Annotated in this window: 15 protein-coding genes and 2 pseudogenes; 3 read left to right on the plus strand and 14 right to left on the minus strand. The window is 73.3% G+C overall.

Features of this window, described 5'->3' with window-relative positions; genetic code table 11:
- Positions 1-5: 5 nt before the first annotated feature.
- Positions 6-552: pseudogene (locus ACRB68_RS28935) on the minus strand (transposase); the annotation flags it as partial.
- Positions 553-884: 332 nt separating this feature from the next.
- Between ACRB68_RS28935 and ACRB68_RS28940 the strand changes: the two are divergent.
- Complete coding sequence (locus tag ACRB68_RS28940; protein WP_194293500.1) at positions 885-2,255, plus strand: cytochrome P450; 1,371 nt, start codon at positions 885-887, stop codon at positions 2,253-2,255.
- Between the two features lie 262 nt (positions 2,256-2,517).
- A pseudogene (locus ACRB68_RS41610) lies at positions 2,518-3,124 on the plus strand (transposase); the annotation flags it as partial.
- Positions 3,125-3,883: 759 nt separating this feature from the next.
- On the opposite strand, the gene ACRB68_RS28950 reads toward ACRB68_RS41610, so the two are convergent.
- From ACRB68_RS28950 to ACRB68_RS28985, 8 genes are all read right to left on the minus strand, one after another.
- On the minus strand, positions 3,884-5,227 hold the full coding sequence (locus ACRB68_RS28950) for an HNH endonuclease signature motif containing protein (RefSeq protein ID WP_194293501.1): 1,344 nt from the start codon (positions 5,225-5,227) through the stop codon (positions 3,884-3,886).
- A 1,199-nt stretch (positions 5,228-6,426) separates the two neighbouring features.
- Positions 6,427-7,629: a 4-hydroxybenzoate 3-monooxygenase gene (locus ACRB68_RS28955; RefSeq protein WP_153538131.1), complete on the minus strand. Its 1,203-nt coding sequence runs from the start codon at positions 7,627-7,629 to the stop codon at positions 6,427-6,429.
- Positions 7,626-8,744: a bifunctional 3-oxoadipate enol-lactonase/4-carboxymuconolactone decarboxylase PcaDC gene (pcaDC, locus tag ACRB68_RS28960; RefSeq protein ID WP_153538133.1), complete on the minus strand. Its 1,119-nt coding sequence runs from the start codon at positions 8,742-8,744 to the stop codon at positions 7,626-7,628. Before pcaDC ends, ACRB68_RS28955 begins: the two co-directional genes overlap by 4 nt.
- The gene (gene pcaB / locus ACRB68_RS28965; protein ID WP_153538135.1) at positions 8,741-10,039 is read right to left on the minus strand and encodes a 3-carboxy-cis,cis-muconate cycloisomerase; all 1,299 of its coding nucleotides are present in this window, start codon (positions 10,037-10,039) and stop codon (positions 8,741-8,743) included. The genes pcaDC and pcaB overlap by 4 nt, the downstream gene beginning before the upstream one ends.
- Complete coding sequence (gene pcaG / locus ACRB68_RS28970; RefSeq protein ID WP_153538136.1) at positions 10,026-10,622, minus strand: protocatechuate 3,4-dioxygenase subunit alpha; 597 nt, start codon at positions 10,620-10,622, stop codon at positions 10,026-10,028. Before pcaG ends, pcaB begins: the two co-directional genes overlap by 14 nt.
- On the minus strand, positions 10,622-11,380 hold the full coding sequence (gene pcaH / locus ACRB68_RS28975) for a protocatechuate 3,4-dioxygenase subunit beta (RefSeq protein ID WP_153538137.1): 759 nt from the start codon (positions 11,378-11,380) through the stop codon (positions 10,622-10,624). Before pcaH ends, pcaG begins: the two co-directional genes overlap by 1 nt.
- On the minus strand, positions 11,377-12,033 hold the full coding sequence (locus tag ACRB68_RS28980; protein ID WP_153538139.1) for a CoA transferase subunit B: 657 nt from the start codon (positions 12,031-12,033) through the stop codon (positions 11,377-11,379). Before ACRB68_RS28980 ends, pcaH begins: the two co-directional genes overlap by 4 nt.
- Positions 12,033-12,788, minus strand: a complete 756-nt coding sequence (locus ACRB68_RS28985; RefSeq protein WP_153538141.1) for a CoA transferase subunit A — start codon at positions 12,786-12,788, stop codon at positions 12,033-12,035. The genes ACRB68_RS28980 and ACRB68_RS28985 overlap by 1 nt, the downstream gene beginning before the upstream one ends.
- Before the next feature lie 147 nt (positions 12,789-12,935).
- Between ACRB68_RS28985 and ACRB68_RS42615 the strand changes: the two genes are divergently transcribed.
- Entirely contained in the window at positions 12,936-14,567 is a 1,632-nt protein-coding gene (locus tag ACRB68_RS42615) for an IclR family transcriptional regulator domain-containing protein (RefSeq protein WP_153538143.1), read from the plus strand.
- On the opposite strand, the gene ACRB68_RS28995 is transcribed toward ACRB68_RS42615, so the two are convergent.
- Genes ACRB68_RS28995 through ACRB68_RS29015 form a run of 5 tightly spaced genes read right to left on the minus strand, consistent with a single transcriptional unit; the run spans position 14,554 to position 19,312 of the window.
- On the minus strand, positions 14,554-15,798 hold the full coding sequence (locus tag ACRB68_RS28995; RefSeq protein ID WP_328594920.1) for an ABC transporter substrate-binding protein: 1,245 nt from the start codon (positions 15,796-15,798) through the stop codon (positions 14,554-14,556). The genes ACRB68_RS42615 and ACRB68_RS28995 overlap by 14 nt on opposite strands.
- Positions 15,795-16,865, minus strand: a complete 1,071-nt coding sequence (locus ACRB68_RS29000; RefSeq protein WP_328594921.1) for a branched-chain amino acid ABC transporter permease — start codon at positions 16,863-16,865, stop codon at positions 15,795-15,797. The genes ACRB68_RS28995 and ACRB68_RS29000 overlap by 4 nt, the downstream gene beginning before the upstream one ends.
- Positions 16,858-17,745 carry a branched-chain amino acid ABC transporter permease gene (locus ACRB68_RS29005; RefSeq protein WP_153538145.1) on the minus strand — a complete coding sequence of 296 codons (888 nt, stop codon included), beginning with the start codon at positions 17,743-17,745 and terminating at the stop codon, positions 16,858-16,860. The genes ACRB68_RS29000 and ACRB68_RS29005 overlap by 8 nt, the downstream gene beginning before the upstream one ends.
- Positions 17,742-18,533, minus strand: coding sequence for an ABC transporter ATP-binding protein (locus tag ACRB68_RS29010; protein WP_153538147.1), 792 nt, complete (start codon positions 18,531-18,533; stop codon positions 17,742-17,744). The genes ACRB68_RS29005 and ACRB68_RS29010 overlap by 4 nt, the downstream gene beginning before the upstream one ends.
- Positions 18,530-19,312 carry an ABC transporter ATP-binding protein gene (locus ACRB68_RS29015; protein WP_328594922.1) on the minus strand — a complete coding sequence of 261 codons (783 nt, stop codon included), beginning with the start codon at positions 19,310-19,312 and terminating at the stop codon, positions 18,530-18,532. Before ACRB68_RS29015 ends, ACRB68_RS29010 begins: the two co-directional genes overlap by 4 nt.
- Positions 19,313-19,478: the final 166 nt, after the last annotated feature.

Here is a 19,478-nt window from a genome sequence, read left to right on the forward strand (position 1 = left end):
AGTCAGGTCTCGGGTTCGACGGCCAGATGGGCCTTGAACCCGTCCTGGTGGTGGGCGCGGGTCTTGTGCATGTGCCTGGCTTCGGGGTCGACGGTCGAGATCACCCGGTCGGGGGCGGTGCCGTCGGTGATGCGCCAGCGTCCGTCGCGTCCGTTGGAACCGTCGGCCGGTTCGACGTCCTGCCCCGGCGCTGCCGGCCCTTGAGCACCCCGGTCGCCCGCACCACCTCCCGCACCGCCTCGAAGATCCGGTTCGGCCGGGCCGAGCGCGCGAGCCGCCGCCGGAAGCAGGCCAGCAGCGACGCATCGAACGCGGTGTCGTGCAATCCCAGCCCGCAGGCGGCCTTCCACCGCAGGTCACACCGCAGCTCCTGCACCGTGTCAAAGTCCGACAGCCCGTGCAGGGCCTGCAGCACGATCGCGCGGCCAGGATCTGCGGCGGCATCGACGGCCGCCCGTTGGCCGAGAGATGCATATCGGCGAACATCCCCGCCGGGAACAACGCGCCCCGCTGCTCGGCAAGCAACGCGAACATACTCCCGGCCGGGACCAGCTCCCGGCACGTCTCCCCCACATCCGAACCGACCGTCTCCCCCGCCCACTCACCCGTCACCACACTGACCCCGCCACAACCACGGCCGGGCCAGAACACCAAGCTCTTCAGCAGTCCCCTAGGACCTGCTCCAAAGTTGATCAACAGTTGATCCTTCAATCGGCGGGCCGGGGACGGGGCGCCGCCGAGCCGCCGCCGACCGCCTCGGCCTAGCGCGGCCCTGCAGCGGCGGCGGCCGGTCCAGAGTTTTCGATCTTGTGAAGGGAGCAGGGAGCGGGGAAGCTCAACACTGGGGTACCGCTGCCGATCAGATCAGGTGAGGTTCCATGCCCGTGCCCTTCGATCGTCTGGTCACCGTTCCCTTCCGGCGCTTTGCTCCCCGCTTTGCCCGCGACCCCTTGAACGGGATCGAGCTGGTCGAAAGTGCGTCGGCCGGCGGTGACATCGTCCGCCTCGGCCTGGGGCCGCTCCGGCCCTACGTGCTGTCGCGGCCCGAGCACATCGAGCACGTCATGGCCGCCAACCCCGGCAACTACGTACGGGAGGGCTGGTTGTGGGAGCCGCTCAGCCGCTTGGTGGGAGACACATCCGGCAGCGACGGGCTGTGGTGGAAGAAACGCGAGGTCTACCAGCAGCTGGTGAACGGCCCGGCCCTGCGGGGGTTCGCCGATGACCTGGCCGCCACCGTGGTCGGGGCCGTGGACGAGCTGACCGACCGGGCTCGCGGGGGCGCGCCGATCAACGCGAGCGAGGAGATGCCCCGCATCGTGTACCGGGCCATCACCAAGGTCCTGCTGGGCAGCCGGATCAGCATCCCTCACGCCGACCGGCTCGGCGACGCGTTGCGCGTGGCGTCGCGAGCCATGCAGCCGCGGCTGCTGGCGCCGTTCGTGCCTGCCCGGATGCCCTGGCCGAAGGACCGCGAGTTCACCCGCGCCCTGGCCACGGTCAACGGCATCGCCTACCCCATCGTGGAACAGGCCCAGGCCGACGCCGACAAGGACGGCTCCCCCGAGGGGACCGACATCGTGTCGCGCCTGCTGCGCGCCCGGACCGACGACGGGCAGAGGTTCACCCGCACCGACCTGCGCGACGGCATGGTCGGGCTGTTCACCGCCGGTACCGAGACCACCGGCGTGGCCATGGCCATGGTGTGGGCGGTCCTGGAGAACAACCCCGATGTCGCCGCCAGGGTGTACGACGAGGTCGGCCGGGTCGTGGGTGCCGGTCCGGTCACCGGCGCGCACCTGCCCGAGCTGGTCTACACCCGCCAGGTCGCGCTGGAGATGCTCCGGATCTACCCGCCCGGCTGGATGCTGCCGCGCATGATCAAACAGGACGACGTGATCGGCGGCGTGCCGGTCAAGGCCGGCGGCCTGATCGTGCTCAGCCCCTACCTCACCCACCGGCTGGCCGACGTGTGGCCTGACCCGCACCGGTTCGACCCCGACCGGCACACCCCCGGCTCGACCGTGGTCAGGGAACGCCACCGCTACGCCTACCTGTCGTTCGGTGCGGGACCGCACGCCTGCGTGGGCCGCCAGTTCTTCCTGCTGGAGGCCGTGGCGATCATCGCGGCCCTGGTCAGCAGGTTCCGGCCTCGTCTGGCCGAACCCGTCTCGTCCAAGCCGCGACTTGGCCTGACGCTCGGACCGAGCACACCGGTCCGGCTCATCCTGGATCCACTGCCGGCATCGGCCTGACCGCCTCGGTGATCGCAGCGATCGCCGCCTGGCTCTGGCAGGCTCCCCGGGGCGGCCAGGGCCAGGCGGCTTCTGGGCCGCGCTGAAGCCCTCCTTCGGGCCTGAGAATGACACACCATGAGCTGCCGTTCGTGGACGCCGGAGCGGTCGGCTGCCCGCACCGCGGCGTCGAATGGCTCTGATCAACTTTGGAGCAGGTCCTAGGGGACTGCTGAAGATCTTGGTGTTCTGGCCCGGCCGTGGTTGTGGCGGGGTCAGTGTGGTGACGGGTGAGTGGGCGGGGGAGACGGTCGGTTCGGATGTGGGGGAGACGTGCCGGGAGCTGGTCCCGGCCGGGAGCATGTTCGCGTTGCTTGCCGAGCAGCGGGGCGCGTTGTTCCCGGCGGGGATGTTCGCCGATATGCATCTCTCGGCCAACGGGCGGCCGTCGATGCCGCCGCAGATCCTGGCCGCGCGATCGTGCTGCAGGCCCTGCACGGGCTGTCGGACTTTGACACGGTGCAGGAGCTGCGGTGTGACCTGCGGTGGAAGGCCGCCTGCGGGCTGGGATTGCACGACACCGCGTTCGATGCGTCGCTGCTGGCCTGCTTCCGGCGGCGGCTCGCGCGCTCGGCCCGGCCGAACCGGATCTTCGAGGCGGTGCGGGAGGTGGTGCGGGCGACCGGGGTGCTCAAGGGCCGGCAGCGCCGGGGCAGGACGTCGAACCGGCCGACGGTTCCAACGGACGCGACGGACGCTGGCGCATCACCGACGGCACCGCCCCCGACCGGGTGATCTCGACCGTCGACCCCGAAGCCAGGCACGTGCACAAGACCCGCGCCCACCACCAGGACGGGTTCAAGGCCCATCTGGCCGTCGAGCCCGAGACCTGACTCTGCGCCCTCATCATGATCTCCAGGCGGCCGCTCACCGTCAGGCGGCCACCGATCCAGCCTGACAAGCCGATTAAGCGACGGGCCGGGGCGGGTCCGTTGCGTGCCGCTTGGCGGGGGCAGAGTGGGCTGGAAAAGCTCAGCTGCCGCCTGCCCACTGCGGGTGGGCCGTCGGCGTCCGCTTCGGCGAAAGCTGGGGTTTCCCGTCGTCTGCCTGGTGGGAGCGAGGTGTTCGGGTTCCGCTTCGTTGACAGCGGGGCTTCAGACGCGCAGCGAGGAAGTGGTGGAGGCGGGGCAGAGCGCCGAGCGTCGCTTGATGGGGGCGGGGCCTGGGAAAAGCTCAGCTGCCGCCTGCGTGGTGTGGCTGCTCCGCTGGCGGACGTTCGCTCTGGTGGTGGCGGGTCGTCTGCGCGTAGCCGGCGGCGAGATGTCAGGTGTCGCTTCTTCGACGGCTGAGACTTCAACCGCGCAGCGAGGGGTGGTGGGTGCCGGGGCGGGTCCGCCGGGTGCTGCTTGGTGGGGCGAGCCCTGGTGGCGGGCAGGCCCGGGTGGAAGTGCTCCGCTGCTGGCTACGTGGCGTGGGTGGTCTGCCGGCGTCCGCTCTGGCAGTGGCTCGGCTTACCCGCGTGTCCCGGGGTGGTTGGCCGGGGTTTACTGGGCGTGGTCGAGCCAGGCGTTGTGCCGCTGGCGACGGTGGCGGGCTGGGCACGGGTGGGCCTGCGCGGTGGCGCGGTGCTGCCTGCTGGGGCCGGGGGTTTATGTCCGGCGGGGGTGGTTGGTGGCCGGAGGCGGCGGGGGTGGGGTCCGGCGGTGTGGCCCGGTCCGCTGCTGCCGGGCCTGCCGGGTGTGGCGGGTGCGGGTGAGTGTCGGCACGGGGGGTGCGGAGCCGAGCCAGGGGTTGTGATTGCTGGTGTCCCGCTCGGTGGCCTCGTGTGTGGGCGCGGTGCGCGGGCGGTGGCCGGGTGGCGGCAGCAGCCGGTACACGTACCGCCCGGTGTTGTCTCGGGTGATGTGGATTTGGTCGGGGTGGGTGTGCTTGAAGCGGTTGTGCCAGCCGCAGCACAGGGCGAGCCGGTCGATGTCGGTGGGGGCGTTGCCGAGGGCCCAGCCGGTGATGTGGTCGACCTCGCACAGCGCGCCGGGGATCTCGCAGCCGTGGACGGCGCAGGTGTCGTAGAGGGTCTCCAGAACCTGGCGTTGTGCGGTGGTGGCGAAGCGGGCGGTGCGGCCCAGGTAGAGGGGGGTGTGGCCGCGGCCCAGCAGCAGCGGTGACACCCCCGCCGACAGGGCGATGCGACGGGCGTGCTCAGCGGGGATCGGGGTGCCGTCGGCGAGGCGGGCGGGGGCTTGGCCGCCGGTGAGGGTGTCCAGGTCGCAGATGACCGTCACCTTGGTGGCGCGGTGGCCGCCTGCCAGCATGGTGGACAAGGCGGCAGCGGTGCGTTCGGTGACGTCGCGGGTGTCCTCAGGCCCGGCAGGCTTGGCCAGCGGGGCGAGGGTGCCGTCCCAGACGGCGGCGTCTTCGGGGTTGAGCCAGCCTTTGAGGTAGCGGCCGCCGTCCAGCGACGGGGACACCGCGATCCACGACTTGTCATAGCCGCGGGCGGCTTCTTTGGGTTCGCCGGTGTCGTCGCGGTCGGCGATCACCTCACGGATCCGCTGCCCCAACCGGCCCACCAGCCGCGCCGACCAACCCTGATCGACATACTCCAACAGCGCTTCCTCGGCCTTGGCCACGTCCTCGTCGTTGAGCTTGGCCACGGCGCGGGTGATCGTGGCGACCTGCCCCAACGGCAGCGTTCCATCGGCCCACCGCTGGGTCGTCTCCGGCAGCCGACGGCGCTGGCGGGCCAGCGACAGACGCTCGGCGGCGCGGGCGGGCTGCATTCCCAGCTCACCGCACAACCACGCCTTGATCGAGGCGAACCCCCATCGGGCCTGTTCACCGGTGGCGTCCACCCGCCCTACCAGACCGGCCATCACATATTCGGCCTGGTCCTGCACCTTTCCCAGCGTCTCGGCGAGCTCTTTGCACACCGCACCCGACTCGGGGGATTCACGGCGGGCCAGTTCGGCGGTCACCACAGCGAGAGTGGCCATCAGATCCCCGCTGGGGGTCTTGGCCGCCTCTGCCGGATCCAACACCGAACGCATATATAAATAATATCGAACGCAGAGTGATTGTGGCGCTGCTCACCGCATTTCTTTACCTTCTTTCTGTGGCGCCCGCCAAGGTGGCAGACATCCCGCCCTTGAAAAGAAGGGGATGTCGGATTAATCCGACCACTTGCCAGTCAATGCCTGATTCTATTTCGCGTTGATTGCAACGTGGTCGAAGACCTTGCAGGACCTCTGCCGGAGAAACTCTTGTTTCCTGCAAGGCGGCGCCCTGGGGGCTCAGCCATCCAGTGATTGCAACCGACAAAGAAGGCGTTGCCGCCACCACTGGCCCGGAGGCGGAACGCCCCAACTGCACCGGTAGGCGGCAGGCGGCAGTTGAGCACTTCCACTCCGCTCCGCCGCGCCGCCAGCGGTATATCGCTCATCTGCCCCGGCCCCGGCCCCGCACTCGTCCTCGCCGAGGCTTTCCCCGTTGGCGGAATGCGCCACGCCCCCACTGGCCTCAGCCGACCGTCCGCCTCCACCGAGCATCGGCCCGCACCCCGGCAACCCGCCATACCACCGCATCGTCACCCGGCTGGCTCTTCCATCAAATTCGCATCGCGATGTCGCGCACATCCTGCAGCCCGGCCGCCAGCCAGAAACCGAACAACAACCCCAGAAAGCACTAACCCGAACGACCATCAACACCAGCGTCCACCGCAGCCCCCTACCACCGCATCCCCTCGGCGCCGCTTTTCCACCGGCAGAAAGCGAAACACCCCCACCGACCCCAGCCAGCCGGACACATTCACCGCCACCGACCATCCACCTGCACCCCGACAGCCCGGCAACCCGGCACACCACCGCATCACCGCCCGGCTAGCCTTTTCCACCAATCCACATCGCGGCACCCGCACACACCCCGCAGCCCAGCCACCAGACAGAAACCGAACAACGTCCCTCAAAGCAGTAAGCGGAACGCCCGCCAACACCAGCGCCCACCGCAGCCCCCTACCACCGCGCCTCCTCGACGCCGCTTTTCCATCGAAAGAAAGCGACGCGTCTTTGCGGATTCAGCACGCGAAACTGAGCACCGCGCGCATCGCGGACGGGACTTAGACGTGGCTTATCCGCCTCGATCAGCTAGCCCGCCCGGCGATGAACTCGCAGCGGAGCTCAGCTTCTGGGGCGTTGTTTCAGGCGAGTTCTTCCAGACCAGGGAGAGGCAGCCCTACGTAGTTTTCCGCCAGGGATGTTGATGCTGCCCTAGAACTGGCCGTGTAGCTCAGCTGGGCGAACTGCAGGCGGTGGTCGAAGGGGTCCTGGTCTGGCGGGGTGTGCAGCATCGTGGTCATGGAGTAGGAGAACTGCTCGGCTCGCCAGACGCGTTGCAGGGCGGTCGCCGAGTAGGCGTCCAGCAGGGTGGTGTCGCCGGCGCGGTGCCAGCGGGTGAGCGCGGCGGCCAGCAGGGTGACGTCGGCGGCGGCGAGGTTGAGGCCCTTGGCGCCGGTCGGCGGGACGATGTGGGCGGCGTCCCCGGCGAGGAAGAGGCGGCCGTGGCGCATGGGCTCGGCGACGAAGCTGCGCATCGGGGTGATGCTCTTCTCGGTGACGGGGCCGGTGGCGAGGGTCCAGCCGGGGACGGCCATGCGGGTGGACAGTTCGTCCCAGACGCGCGAGTCGGGCCAGGCCGCCAGGTCCTCGTCAGGCGGGACCTGAAGGTAGAGGCGGCTGATCTGCGGGGTGCGCATGCTGTGCAGGGCGAAGCCGCGGGGGTGGTGCGCGTAGATGAGCTCATCGCAGGACGGCGGGACGTCGGCGAGGATGCCGAGCCAGGAGTAGGGGTAGACGCGTTCGAAGGTGCGCAGCGCCGAGGTGGGGACCGAGCGGCGGCCGATGCCGTGGAAGCCGTCGCAGGCGACGATGATGTCGCAGGTCAGGGTGTGTTCGGCGCCCTCGTGGCGGTAGCGCAGCGTCGGGGCGTCGCCTTCGATCCCGTCGACGGCGAGGACCTCGGCCTCGAACAGCAGGGGCGCGCCGGTCTCCAGGCGGAGGGCGATCAGGTCCTTCACGACCTCGGTCTGGGCGTAGACCATGACGGACCGGCCGCCGGTCAGTGTCGGGAAGTCGACGCGGTGCGACCCGCCGTCGAAGCGCAGTTCGATGCCGTCGTGGCGGAGGCCGGCCTGGTCCATGCGCTCGCCCGCGCCGCTCGCGCGCAGGACGTCGGCGGTGCCCTGTTCCAGGATGCCGGCGCGCTGGCGCCGCTCGACGTAGCCGCGGTCGCGGCTCTCCAGCACGACGGTGTCGATGCCCTGGCGGTGCAGCAGGTGGCCGAGCAGCAGGCCGGCGGGGCCCGCGCCGATGACGGCGACGCGGGTGCGGTGGGGGGAGGTCATGGGTTTCCTCGGGAGATCTCGTCCAGCACGCGCTGGGCGACGGCGAAGGCGGAGTTGGCGGCGGGGACGCCGCAGTAGACGGCGGCCTGGAGCAGCACCTCCTTGATCTCGTCGGTGCCGAGACCGTTGGTGAGGGCGGCGCGGACGTGCAGGGCCAGCTCGTCGTGGTGGCCGAGCGCGGTCAGCGCGGTGAGGGTGACGCAGCTGCGGGTGCGGCGGTCCAGGCCGGGGCGGGTCCAGATCTCGCCCCAGGCGTAGCGGGTGATGAAGTCCTGGAAGTCGGCGGTGAACGCGGTGGTGCGGGCGACGGCGCGGTCGACGTGGGCGTCGCCGAGCACGGCGCGGCGGACGGCCGTGCCGGCGGTGCGCCGGTCGGGCTCGCCGAGGTGGGCCAGGAGCGCGGCGGCGACGGCGTCGGGCCGGTCGGCCGGGGCCAGGTGCGCGGCGTGCGGGATCTCCACGAGCGTCGCGCCGGGGATGCCGTCGGCCAGCTCGCGGGCGTAGGCGGGCGGGGTGGCCGGGTCGGCGCGCCCGGCGACGATCAGCGCCGGGGCGGCGATGTCCCCGAGGCGGTCGCGGACGTCGTACTCGGCGAGGGCGTCGCAGCAGGCCGCGTAGGACTCGGCGTCGGCGGCGGCGAGGTCGTCCAGCAGGCGGGTGCGGGGCTCGCCGGCGAACCAGCGGCCCGCCGCCGGCACGAGCAGCGGGCCGGTGCCCTGCTCGCGGACGAGCGCGGCGCGCTCCTTCCATCCGGCGGGCTCGCCGAACCGGGCCGCCGAGCAGATCATCGCCAGCGACGCGACGCGCCCGGGGTGGTCCAGCGCGAGCCGCGCGCCGATCGCGCCGCCGAGCGAGACGCCCGCGTAGTGGAACCGGTCGAAGCCCTCCCGGTCGGCCAGTTCCAGGACGAGCCCGGCGAGTGCCACGGTGTTCGCCGCGCCGGGCCCGGCGGGCGAGCGGCCGTGGCCCGGCAGGTCGAAGCGGAGCACCCGGCGGGTGGCGGCGAGCCGGTCCAGCACGCCGTCCCACAGGTGCAGCGAGGTGCCGAGGGACGGGCCGAGGATCAGCGGGACGCCGGCGGCGGGGCCGTCCAGTTCGTAGTGGAGGGGCATCATCGGGCGGCCTCGCGGGTCAGGGCGGCGTCGACCAGGGCGGGCGCGGCGCCCAGGTAGGTGGCCGGGTCGGGGTCGAAGGGGTGGCCGGCGAGCGTCTCGGCGAGCGGGACGCCCTCGGCGGCGGCGCGGCGCGCCGCCTCGTCCAGCAGCGCGCGGGCCTCGTCGCGGCCGAGTTCGGCGGCGAGTTCGGCCGCGGCCCGCTCGGAGACGATCAGGCCGTGGGTGAGGCCGAGGTTGGCGCGCATCCGGTCGGGGTGGACGACCAGGCCGGCGGCCAATTGGGCGGCGTCGCGGGCCGCTCCCCCGGTCAGGCGGAGCGCCTCGCGCAGCGGCTGCCACTCGGCGTGCCAGGCGCCGGCCGGGCGCTCGTCCTCGGCGGCGAGCGAGCCGAGCAGCACCGCGGCGAGCGCCGGCACCCGCCGGGCCGTCGCCGCGATCAGCGTGGCGCGCACCGGGTTGCTCTTGTGCGGCATCGCCGACGATCCGCCGGGCACCCCCTCGGCGACCTCGCCGATCTCGGTGCGGGCCAGCACCAGCACGTCGGCGGCGATCTTGCCGAGGGCGCCGGCGGTGAACGCCAGCGCGGCGCCGAGGTCGGCGACCGGGGTGCGCAGGGCGTGCCAGGGCAGCAGCGGCGCGGCGAGGCCGGCCTGCTCGGCGTAGGCGGCGATCAGCCGCGGGTCGGCGCCGAGGGCGGCCAGGGTCCCGGCGGCGCCGCCGAGCTGGACCGGCAGCGTCCGGTCCACCGCGGCGAGCCGGTCGCGGGCGTCCAGCACCAGGTGCCGCCAGCCCGCGGCCTTCAGGCCGAAGGTGGTGGGCACGGCGTGCTGGGTGAGGGTGCGGCCGGGCATCGGGGTGGCGCGGTGCCCGGCGGCCAGGCCGGCCAGCACCTCGGCGGTGCGGTCCAGGTCGGCCAGCAGCGGGGCGAGCGTGCGGCGGGCGACCAGCATCAGCGCGGTGTCCAGGACGTCCTGGCTGGTGGCGCCCCGGTGCACGTGCTCCCCGGCCGGCCCGGCGAGCGCGGTCAGGTCCTTGACCAGCGGGATCACCGGGTTGCCGCCGGCGCGGGCGCGCCGGGCCAGGTCCGGCGGGTCGAAGGCGTCGGCGCCGATCGCGCCGATCGCGTCGGCGGCCCAGGCGGGCGCCAGGCCGAGGGAGGCCTGGGCGCGGACGAGCGCGGTCTCGGCGTCGAGCATGGCCTGCAGGACGGCCCGGTCGCCGGTCGTCGCCTCGGCCGCCGACCAGGCCGAGCCGGGCGACAGCAGCCCGAAGTCGGTACCGTCAGGCGAAGTCAAGGAACACCGTCTCCTCCCCCGCCCCGCCCTGCAGGCGGATGTCGAACCGGTACACCCCGGGCCGCTCGGCCGCCGCCAGCAGGGTGGCGCGGCGTTCGGGCGGCAGGGCCGCGAACTGCGGCGCGGCGTCCAGCGCCGCGGCGTGCTCGGGCAGGTGGATCCGGGTGTACAGGTGGTGCAGCAGGCCGCGCGCGAACACGCACACCGCCAGGTGCGGCAGGGCGCCGGGGCGGTGCGGGGCGGGCGGCAGGGTGCGGACGTGCCAGTGCCCGTCGGCGTCGGTGGCGGCCCGCGCGAAGCCGGTGAAGTCGATGCCGGTGCGGCCGATGGCCTCGCCGGCCACCGGGTCGCGGCGCATCGAGCCGGGGGCGCCGCGCAGCGAGCCGTCCGGGGCGGCCTGCCAGACCTCCACGAGCGCGTCGGGGACGGGGGCGCCCGCGCCGTCGTACACGGTCCCGCGGACGATGATCGCGTCCGGGTCGCCGGCGGCGGCCAGGTCGCCGCCGCCGCGGAACGGCAGCGCGTAGCCGTAGAACGGGCCGACCGTCTGCGACGGTGTCGGCTGCAGCCGCGTCGGTTCCATCAGCGTCCCTCCTCGATCCAGGTGGCGGCGGGCCCGTCCAGGACGATGTCCCACCGGTAGCCGAGCGACCATTCGGGGACCGACAGGTCGTGGTCGTAGGCGGCGACGAGCCGGTCCCGGGCGGCCTGGTCGGTGACCGACTGCAGGATCGGGTCGCGGTCGAACAGCGGGTCGCCCGGGAAGTACATCTGGGTGACCAGCCGCTGGGTGAAGGCATGCCCGAAAAGCGAGAAGTGGATGTGTGCGGGCCGCCACGCGTTGACGTGGTTGCGCCACGGGTAGGGGCCCGGCTTGATCGTGGTGAAGGAGTAGCGGCCCTCGCCGTCGGTCAGGCAGCGGCCCGCGCCGGTGAAGTTGGGGTCGAGCGGCGCGGGGTGGGCGTCGCGGGCGTGCGCGTACCGGCCCGAGGCGTTGGCCTGCCAGATCTCCACCAGCTGGCCGCGCACGGGCCGCCCGGCGCGGTCCAGGACGCGGCCGGTGACGGTGATGCGCTCGCCGAGCGGCTCGCCGTGGTGCCGGCGGGTCAGGTCGTTGTCGAGCTCGCTGACGTCGGTGACGCCGAAGACGGGCCCGGTCAGCTCGACGGCCTCGGGGTCCTGCACGACGACCAGTGCCTGCTCGGGGTGGCGCAGGATGCTGCTGCGGTAGGGCGGGTAGCCGCGCGGCGGGTGGGCGAGGCCGGGGCGGGAGCCGTCCAGCTCCGCGATCTCCTTGTCGATCTCGGCCTGGGTGGGGGGCCGGGGGGATGGCACGGTCATGCGGGGTCTCCTTCCAGGACCGCCGGGACGCGCACCGGCGCGCCGGTGCGGGCGAGGACCTCCCCGGCCGTGACGCCGGGGGCGGTCTCGGCGAGGACGAGCCCGCCGCCGGTGACGTCCAGCACGGCGAGGTCGGTGATGATCCGCTGCACGCAGGCCCGGCCGGTCAGCGGCAGCGTGCACTCCGCGACGATCTTCGGGCTGCCGTCCTTGGCGTTGTGGGTGGTGAGCACGATGACCCGGCGCGCGCCGTGCACCAGGTCCATCGCCCCGCCCATGCCCTTGACCAGCGAGCCGGGAACGGTCCAGTTGGCCAGGTCGCCGCCCGCCGAGACCTGCATGGCGCCGAGGATCGCCACGTCGATGTGGCCGCCGCGGATCATCCCGAAGGACAGGGCGGAGTCGAAGAAGCTCGCGCCCGGCAGCGTGGTGACGGTCTCCTTGCCCGCGTTGATCAGGTCGGGGTCCACCTCGTCCTCGGCCGGGTAGGGGCCGACGCCGAGGACGCCGTTCTCCGAGTGCAGCACCACCTGCACACCGGGCGGCACGTGCCCGGGCACCAGCGTGGGCAGCCCGATGCCGAGGTTGACATAGCCGCCGTCGGTGAGCTCGGCGGCCGCGCGCGCGGCCATCTCGTCCCTGGTCCAGGCCATCAGCCCCGCACCGTCCTCTTCTCGATCCCCTTGGCGGCGGCCTGGTCGGCGGTCAGCGCCACGACCCGCTGGACGAACACGCCCGGCAGGTGCACCTCGCCCGGCGCGATCTCGCCGGGCTCCACCAGTTCCTCCACCTCGGCGATGGTGATCCGCCCGGCCATCGCCGCCAGCGGGTTGAAGTTGCGCGAGGACCCGGCGAACACCAGGTTGCCGTGCCGGTCGCCGCGCGCCGCCCGCACCAGCGCGAAGTCGGTGCGGATGGCGTGCTCCAGCACGTGCGGGACCCCGTCGAACTCGCGGGTCTCCTTCGGCGGCGAGGCGACGGCGACGCTGCCGTCGGCCGCGTACCGCCAGGGCAGCCCGCCCTCGGCGACCGCGGTGCCGACGCCGGCGGGGGTGTAGAACGCCGGGACGCCGCAGCCGCCGGCGCGCAGCCGCTCGGCGAGCGTGCCCTGCGGGGTCAGCTCGACCTCGACCTCACCGGCGAGGTACTTGCGGGCGAACGCCTTGTTCTCCCCGATGTAGGAGCCGGTGACGCGGGCGATCCGGCCGGCCTCCAGCAGGACGCCGAGGCCGCCGCCGTCCACCCCGCAGTTGTTGGACACCACGCTCAGCCCGCCGGGTCCCGCCTCGTGCAGCGCCCCGATCAGCACGTTCGGCACGCCGCTCAGCCCGAAACCGCCCACGGCGAGGGACGCGCCGTGCCCGATATCGGCCACGGCCGCCGCCGCGCTCCCTGCAACCTTGTCCATCCACCGACCCCGACTTGTTCGTCTAGTGAACTTAAGTTCATAATGGCGCGGTCAGTGTGCGCTGACCGACCGGCGCATGTCAATGGCCCGTATGTCGATGGCCCGCATGTCGGCAGCCCGCATGCCAACAGCCCGCAGGAGGTTCCGATGGGACAGGTCACGGCGGACTCCGGCCCGCTGGAGCGCGGGCTGGAGGTCCTGGAGGCGCTCGGCCGGGCCCCGGCCGGGCTGCGCCCCGCCGATCTGGTGAAGACGACCGGGCTGGTGCGCTCGACCGTCGACCGGATCGTCGCCACGCTGGTGCGGATCGGCTACCTGCGCTGGCAGGGCCGTGAGGTGGCCGCGACGCCGCGGCTGATGGAGCTCGGCAACGCCTACCTGGCCGGCGGCGGCGTCGCCGGGCCGCTGGCGCCGCTCGCCGCCCGGCTCGCCGACGCGCTGGAGGAGTCGGTCTCGCTGGCGGTGCCCGACGGCGACGGGGTCCGCTTCGTCGGCCAGTCGCCGCGGCGCCGGACGATGTCGGTGGCGTTCCGGATCGGCGACCTGCTGCCCGCCGAGCGCAGCGCCCCGGGTGCGATCTTCGCCGCCGGGTGGGACGCCGCGCGGTGGGAGCGCTGGGAGCGGCGCGTCACCGGAGGCACCGACCGCGTCTTCTCCGTCCCGCCCTCCCAGGACCCGGGCGTCCTCGGGCGCTTCCGCGAGCGGGTGCGGGCGTTCGAGGAGACGGGCCGGTCGGTGGACGACCAGCTCGTCGAGCCGGGCCTGGTCGCCGTCGCCGTCCCCGTCCGCGACGCCGCCGGCGCGGTCGCCTGCGCGCTGAGCGTGGTCAGCCACACCAGCAGGCACAGCGCCGCGTCGCTGCGCGAGCACGCCGGCCCCGCCCTGGCCGAGTGCGTGGCCCGCATGCAGGAGGCCCTCGCCGCTCCCCCGGCGGCGCCGGAGCCCGCGCCGGGCCTGGACCGCAGCCGGGACCTCAAGCGCGAGCTCGGCCCCGGCTTCCTGCAGTCGCTGGACCGGGGCCTGGCGGTCCTCGCCGCGCTCGGCGGGCGGCCCGGCGGGATGACGATCTCCGAGGTCGCCGCCGCGACCGGCCAGCCGCGCGCCACCGCCCGCCGGTCGCTGCTGACGCTGTGCGAGCTCGGCCACGCGGCCGCGGCGGGCCGCCGGTTCGTGCCGCTGCCGCGCGTGCTGGACCTCGGCTACGCCGCCCTCGGCGGCCTGTCCTTCGAGGACGTCGCCCGCCCGCACCTGCGCGACCTGGTGGAACGGGTGCACGACTCGGCGTCGCTGGCGGTCCTGGACGGCACCGACATCCGCTACGTCGCCCGCGTCGCCACCTCGCGGATCATGCGGGTCGCGATCCACGTCGGCACCCGGTTCCCCGCCTACGCGACCTCGATGGGCCGCGTCCTGCTCGCCGGGCTTCCCGAGGACCGGGCCGCCGGGCTGATCGCGCGGAGCGACCGCCGCCCGCTGACCGCCCGCACCCGCACCGACCCCGCCGAGCTGGCCGGCCTGGTCGCGGACGCGCGCCGGGACGGGTTCGCGCTGGTCGACCAGGAGCTGGAGGAGGGGTTGCGCTCGCTGGCCGTCCCGGTGCGCGACCGGGCGGGGCGCGTCGTGGCCGCCCTGAACGCGGCGGGCCACGCCGGGACCGAGCCCGCAGGGCGGACGTGCGAGCGCTTGCTGCCCGCCCTGCGGGAGGCCGCGGCCGCCATCGAGGCCGACCTCGCCGTTCTCGGTGCCTACCAGGAGCTGCCCGGCGTCAGCCGACCGTGAAGGTCTTGGCCGCCTCGGCCGTGAAGGGGCCCTCCACGGTGGTCAGGCCGCCCGCCGCCTTGGCGTCGGGCTTCTGCACGAAGGACTCCAGCGTCCCGATCTTGCCCACCTGGGAGAAGTCGAGCTTGGGCGCGATCCCGTCGCTGTCGAACGCGGCGTGGGTGCGGTGCGCGGCCAGGATGCCCTCGCGGGTGAGGTCCTTGGCCTTGCAGGCGTCCTTGAGCGCCTCCCCGAACACCTTCGCGGAGACGTAGCCGAAGCTCACGCCGTTGTCGATCGTCTGCCCGGGGTACTTCTTGCCGTACGCGGCGACGAGCGCCTTGATGCCGGGCACGTTGGAGCTGGACGCCTGCAGGCCGTTGACGAGGTAGAAGTTCTTCTGCAGCGCCGGCCCGGCGGCCGTGCCGAGCAGCTGCGGGGCGAAGCCGGGGTTGTTCGACACGATCGGCACGTCCAGGCCCGACGCCGCCGCGACGCCCGCGAGCGAGGCCGCCTGCTTGGGCCCGGCGCTCAGCACGATCGCCTTGACCCCGGCCGCCTTCAGCGCGCTGACCTGCGAGGTCATGTCGGTGTCGGTCGGCTTGATGCGCTGCTCGACGATGGTGAGCCCGGCCGCGGCGGCGGCGTGCTTGGCGCCCTTCAGCGCGCTCTCGCCGTACTCGCCCTCGAAGTAGACGTGGCCGACCTTGGCGCCCTTGGCCAGGCCCTTCTTGCGGACCAGGAAGTCGATGCCGTTGATGACCTCGATCTCGTAGGTGGAGCCGACGACCTGGACGTACTTCTCCTTCAGCACCGACGACGGCCACGCCGCGGGGATGACGAGCAGCTTGTCGCGCTCGAGGTTCGGCAGCACGGCGCCGAGCACCGGCGAGCCGATCAGCTGGGTGATCCCGGCGACCTTCGGCTGCACCTCGCTGTAGGCCGAGACGCCCTTCTGCACGTCGTAGCCGTGGTCGCGGACGAGCAGGTCGACCTTGCGGCCGCAGACGCCGCCCGCGGCGTTCAGCTGCTCGAAGTAGAGCTGCTGCGCCTGGGTGATGCTCTTGCCGAGGGTGGCGTACACGCCGGTCAGGTCGGTCAGCGCGCCCAGGGTGATCTTGTCCTTGGTGACGCCCTTCCCGGTCTTGACCCCGTCGGCGCCGGTGCCGTCCTGCGACGAGACCGCCTTGCTGCTGCACGACGTCAGCGCGAGCGCGGCCAGGCCGATGGCGAAAGTGGTACGGACCTTCACTGGGGTGACTCCTCTTTCATGGGGGTGGCGGAGCGCCGGAGACCGGGCAGGCGGCCGGACAGCAGCCCGGACAGCCCGGTGGGGAGGAAGAGAACGACGGCCACGACGGCGGCGCCGTACAGGTAGCGGGCGGCGACGGCGGGCGAGATCCCGTCGGCGCCGGGGGCGGCGACCAGCGGCAGGTCGCCGCTGTAGCGGGCGAGCAGCTGCGGCAGCAGGGTGACGAAGGCCGCGCCGGCGACCGCGCCGCCGACCGACCCCAGCCCGCCGATGACGATCATCGCCAGGTAGTCCAGGGCGAGCAGCATCCCGAAGTAGTCCGGGACGGCCCGCTGGAACGTCAGCGCCAGCAGCACGCCGGCCAGCCCGGCGTACATCGACGAGAGCGTGAACGCCTTCGCGCGGACCTTGCCGACCGGGACGCCGAGCGCCGCCGCCGCGATCCGCTGGTCGCGGACCAGGTTCATGGCCCGGCCGGGCCGCGCCCCCAGCACGCCGCGGGCGAAGAGCATCGCGGCGAGCAGCAGGGCGATGCCGAGGTACCAGAGCCGTTCCAGGCCGCCGAACGGCACCCCGGCGACGATCAGCTCGGAGGAGTCGTCGAAGGCGAAGCCGAACAGCTTCATCGGCGGGACGGCCCGGCCGTTGTAGCCGCCGGTGACGCTCTCGAGGTTGAACAGCACGTGCTGGCCGAGGAAGATCAGCGCCAGGGAGGCGATGGCCAGGTAGACGCCCGACACCCGGCCGGCGATGGGGCTGAACGCCCAGCCCGCCAGCCCGGACAGGGCGACGGCGAGGACGGCGGCGACCGGCGCGGGCAGGCCGAGGCCCGTCACGTGCCCGGACGTCTCCCCGGCGAAGTAGACGTAGCCGTAGGCGCCGACGGCCAGGAAGAACGCGTGGCCCATCGACAGCTGCCCGGTCGAGCCGGTCAGCAGGTTCAGCCCGATCGCGCCGATCGCGGCGGCCATCACGAACAGCCCGGCCTGCAGCCAGAACATGTCGACGTAGAAGGGCAGGATCAGCAGCGGCAGCCAGAGGAGCGCCGTCAGCGGCGGCCTAGACACGCGACACCTCCCGGGTGCCGAACAGCCCGGCCGGGCGCAGCAGCAGGACCGCGACCATGACGGCGTAGGGCGCGACGTCGCCGAGCCCGCGGCCGAGGAAGGACAGGTCGTCCTGGTAGCCGCCGACCAGCGACTCGGTCAGCCCGATCAGCAGGCCGCCGACCAGGGCGCCGGTCGTGGAGTCCAGGCCGCCGAGGATCGCCGCCGGGAACGCCTTGAGCGCGGCGACCGAGGTGGTGCGGTCCAGGCCGGGCGTCGGGAACGCGGTGATGAACACCGCCGCGACCGCGGCCAGCGCCCCGGCCACGCACCAGGCCGACATCGAGACGCGGCCGAGCCGGATGCCCATGAGCGCCGCGGTCTCGGAGTCCTCGGCGACCGCGCGCATGGACACCCCCCAGGAGGTGTACTTGAACGCCGCCAGGAACGCCCCGATCAGGACGGCCGCCGTCAGCAGCGCCGCGATGCGGGTCTGGGCGATGGTGACGCCGCCGATGTGCACGACGCTGTTGTGCCAGGGGTCGCCCAGGGACAGCACGCCGGTGCCGATGCGGCGGGTCAGCTCGGCCGTCAGCACGATGTCGATGCCGACGGTCGCGATGGCGACGACGTCGCGGCGCGCCTTGGCCCGCCGCAGCAGCACGAACTCCAGGAACGCGCCGCACAGCGCGGCGGCGGCGACGCCGACGGCGAGCGCGCCGAGGAAGCCCAGGTCGTCGTGGAGCACGGCGGTCACGTAGCCGCCGAGCAGCAGCAGCGACGCGTGGGCGAAGTTGACCACTTCGGTCGCGCGGAAGATGACGACGAACCCGAGGGCGATCAGTGCGTAGACCGCGCCGAGGCTGACGCCGTTGATGAGCAGTTCCAGCAGCCTCGTCATGAGACCTCCTCTCCGAGGTAGGCGCGCAGCACGGCCGGGTCTTCCTGCACCTCGCCGGGGGTGCCGTCGGCGATGCGCTTGCCGAAGTCCAGGACGGTGACGCGGTCGGCGAGCCGCATGACCATGCCCATGTCGTGCTCGACCAGGACGATCGAGATGCCGAGCCCGGCGCGGACCGCGACGATCAGCTCGGCCATCTCCAGCCGCTCGGTCGCGTTCATCCCGGCGACGGGCTCGTCGAGCATCAGCAGCCGGGGCTCGGCGCACAGCGCGCGGGCCAGCTCGACGCGTTTCTGGTCGCCGTAGGGCAGCCCGCCGGCCGGTTCCTTCAGGCGGTGCGCGATCCCGGCGAAGTCCGCGATCTCGCGCACCCGGGCCAGGTGCCGGGCCTCCTCGCGGCGGGCCCGCGGCAGCCGCAGCCCCGACGCCACGATCCCGGCGCGGGTGAGCCGGTAGCGGCCGAGCATGAGGTTGTCCTCGACGCTGAGCGCCGCCGACAGCGCCAGGTTCTGGAAGGTGCGGGCGATGCCGAGCTCGCTGATGCGGTGCGGGGGCAGGCCGGTCAGCTCCCGGCCGCCGAACCGCACGCTGCCCGAGGTGGCGCGGTAGACGCCCGACAGCACGTTGAAGCAGGTCGACTTGCCGGCGCCGTTGGGCCCGATCACCGCGTGGACGGTCCCGGGCCGCACCGTGAAGCCGACCGCGTCCAGCGCGACGAGGCCGGCGAACCGCACGGTCACGTCCTCGACGACCAGTTCCGGTGTCTCGCTTTTCGGCGTCTCGCTCATGCCGACCACCTCGCCAGGGTGCGGCGCGGCGCCGCGTCGAGCGGGCCGGCTTCTTCGGTGACCCCCAGGTAGCGGCGGCGCACCTCGTCGCTGGCGGCCAGCTCGGCCGCCGGGCCGTGCAGGGCGACCTCGCCGACGTCCAGGACGTAGGCGGTCCCGGCCAGGCGGAGCGCCAGCGCGGCGTTCTGCTCGACCAGCAGCACGGAGGTGCCCTGCCGGTTGATCTCCCGGATCGTCTCGGCGATGCGCTCGGCCATCAGCGGGGCCAGGCCGAGGGTGGGCTCGTCCAGGAGCAGCACCTTCGGGGCGGCCATGAGGGCGCGGCCCATGGCGAGCATCTGCTGCTCGCCGCCCGACAGCAGCGCCGCGCGCTGGCCCCGGCGCTCGGCCAGCACCGGGAACAGCTCGAAGACCCGGTCGCGGCGGCCCGCGGCGCCGCGAGCGGCGCCGAGCGCCCCGGCGCGCAGGTTCTCCTCCACGGTCAGCCGGGCGAAGACCCGGCGGCCCTCGGGGGCCTGCACGACCCCGGCGGCGACGGCGCGGTGCGCCGGCGCGCCGGTCAGCCGGCGCTCCCCGTAGCTGATCTCGCCGGACTCGATCGCGGCGCGGTGGAAGCGCAGCGTGCCCGAGATGGCCCGCATGATCGTGGTCTTGCCCGCGCCGTTGGAGCCGAGGACGGCCACGATCTCCCCGGCCGGCACCTCCAGCGACACGCGGCGCAGCGCGCGGACGGACCGGCCGTAGGCGACGGTGAGGTCGCGGACGGCGAGCGTCGTCACCCGGCCTCCCGCAGCGCGCGCCCGGCGATCGCGCCGGCGGCGTCCTGTGCGAATGCCCCATGGGCGGGGCGTGCGCGGGCACCGTGCTTCAGCACGGCCGAAAGGTTGAGCATGGTTCTCCTCACAGGCGGTGCTGCGATGATGTACGTCACACCGCGGTGGAGGC

It is taken from the genome of Actinomadura macrotermitis (assembly GCF_009604375.1).
GTDB lineage: Bacteria > Actinomycetota > Actinomycetes > Streptosporangiales > Streptosporangiaceae > Spirillospora > Spirillospora macrotermitis.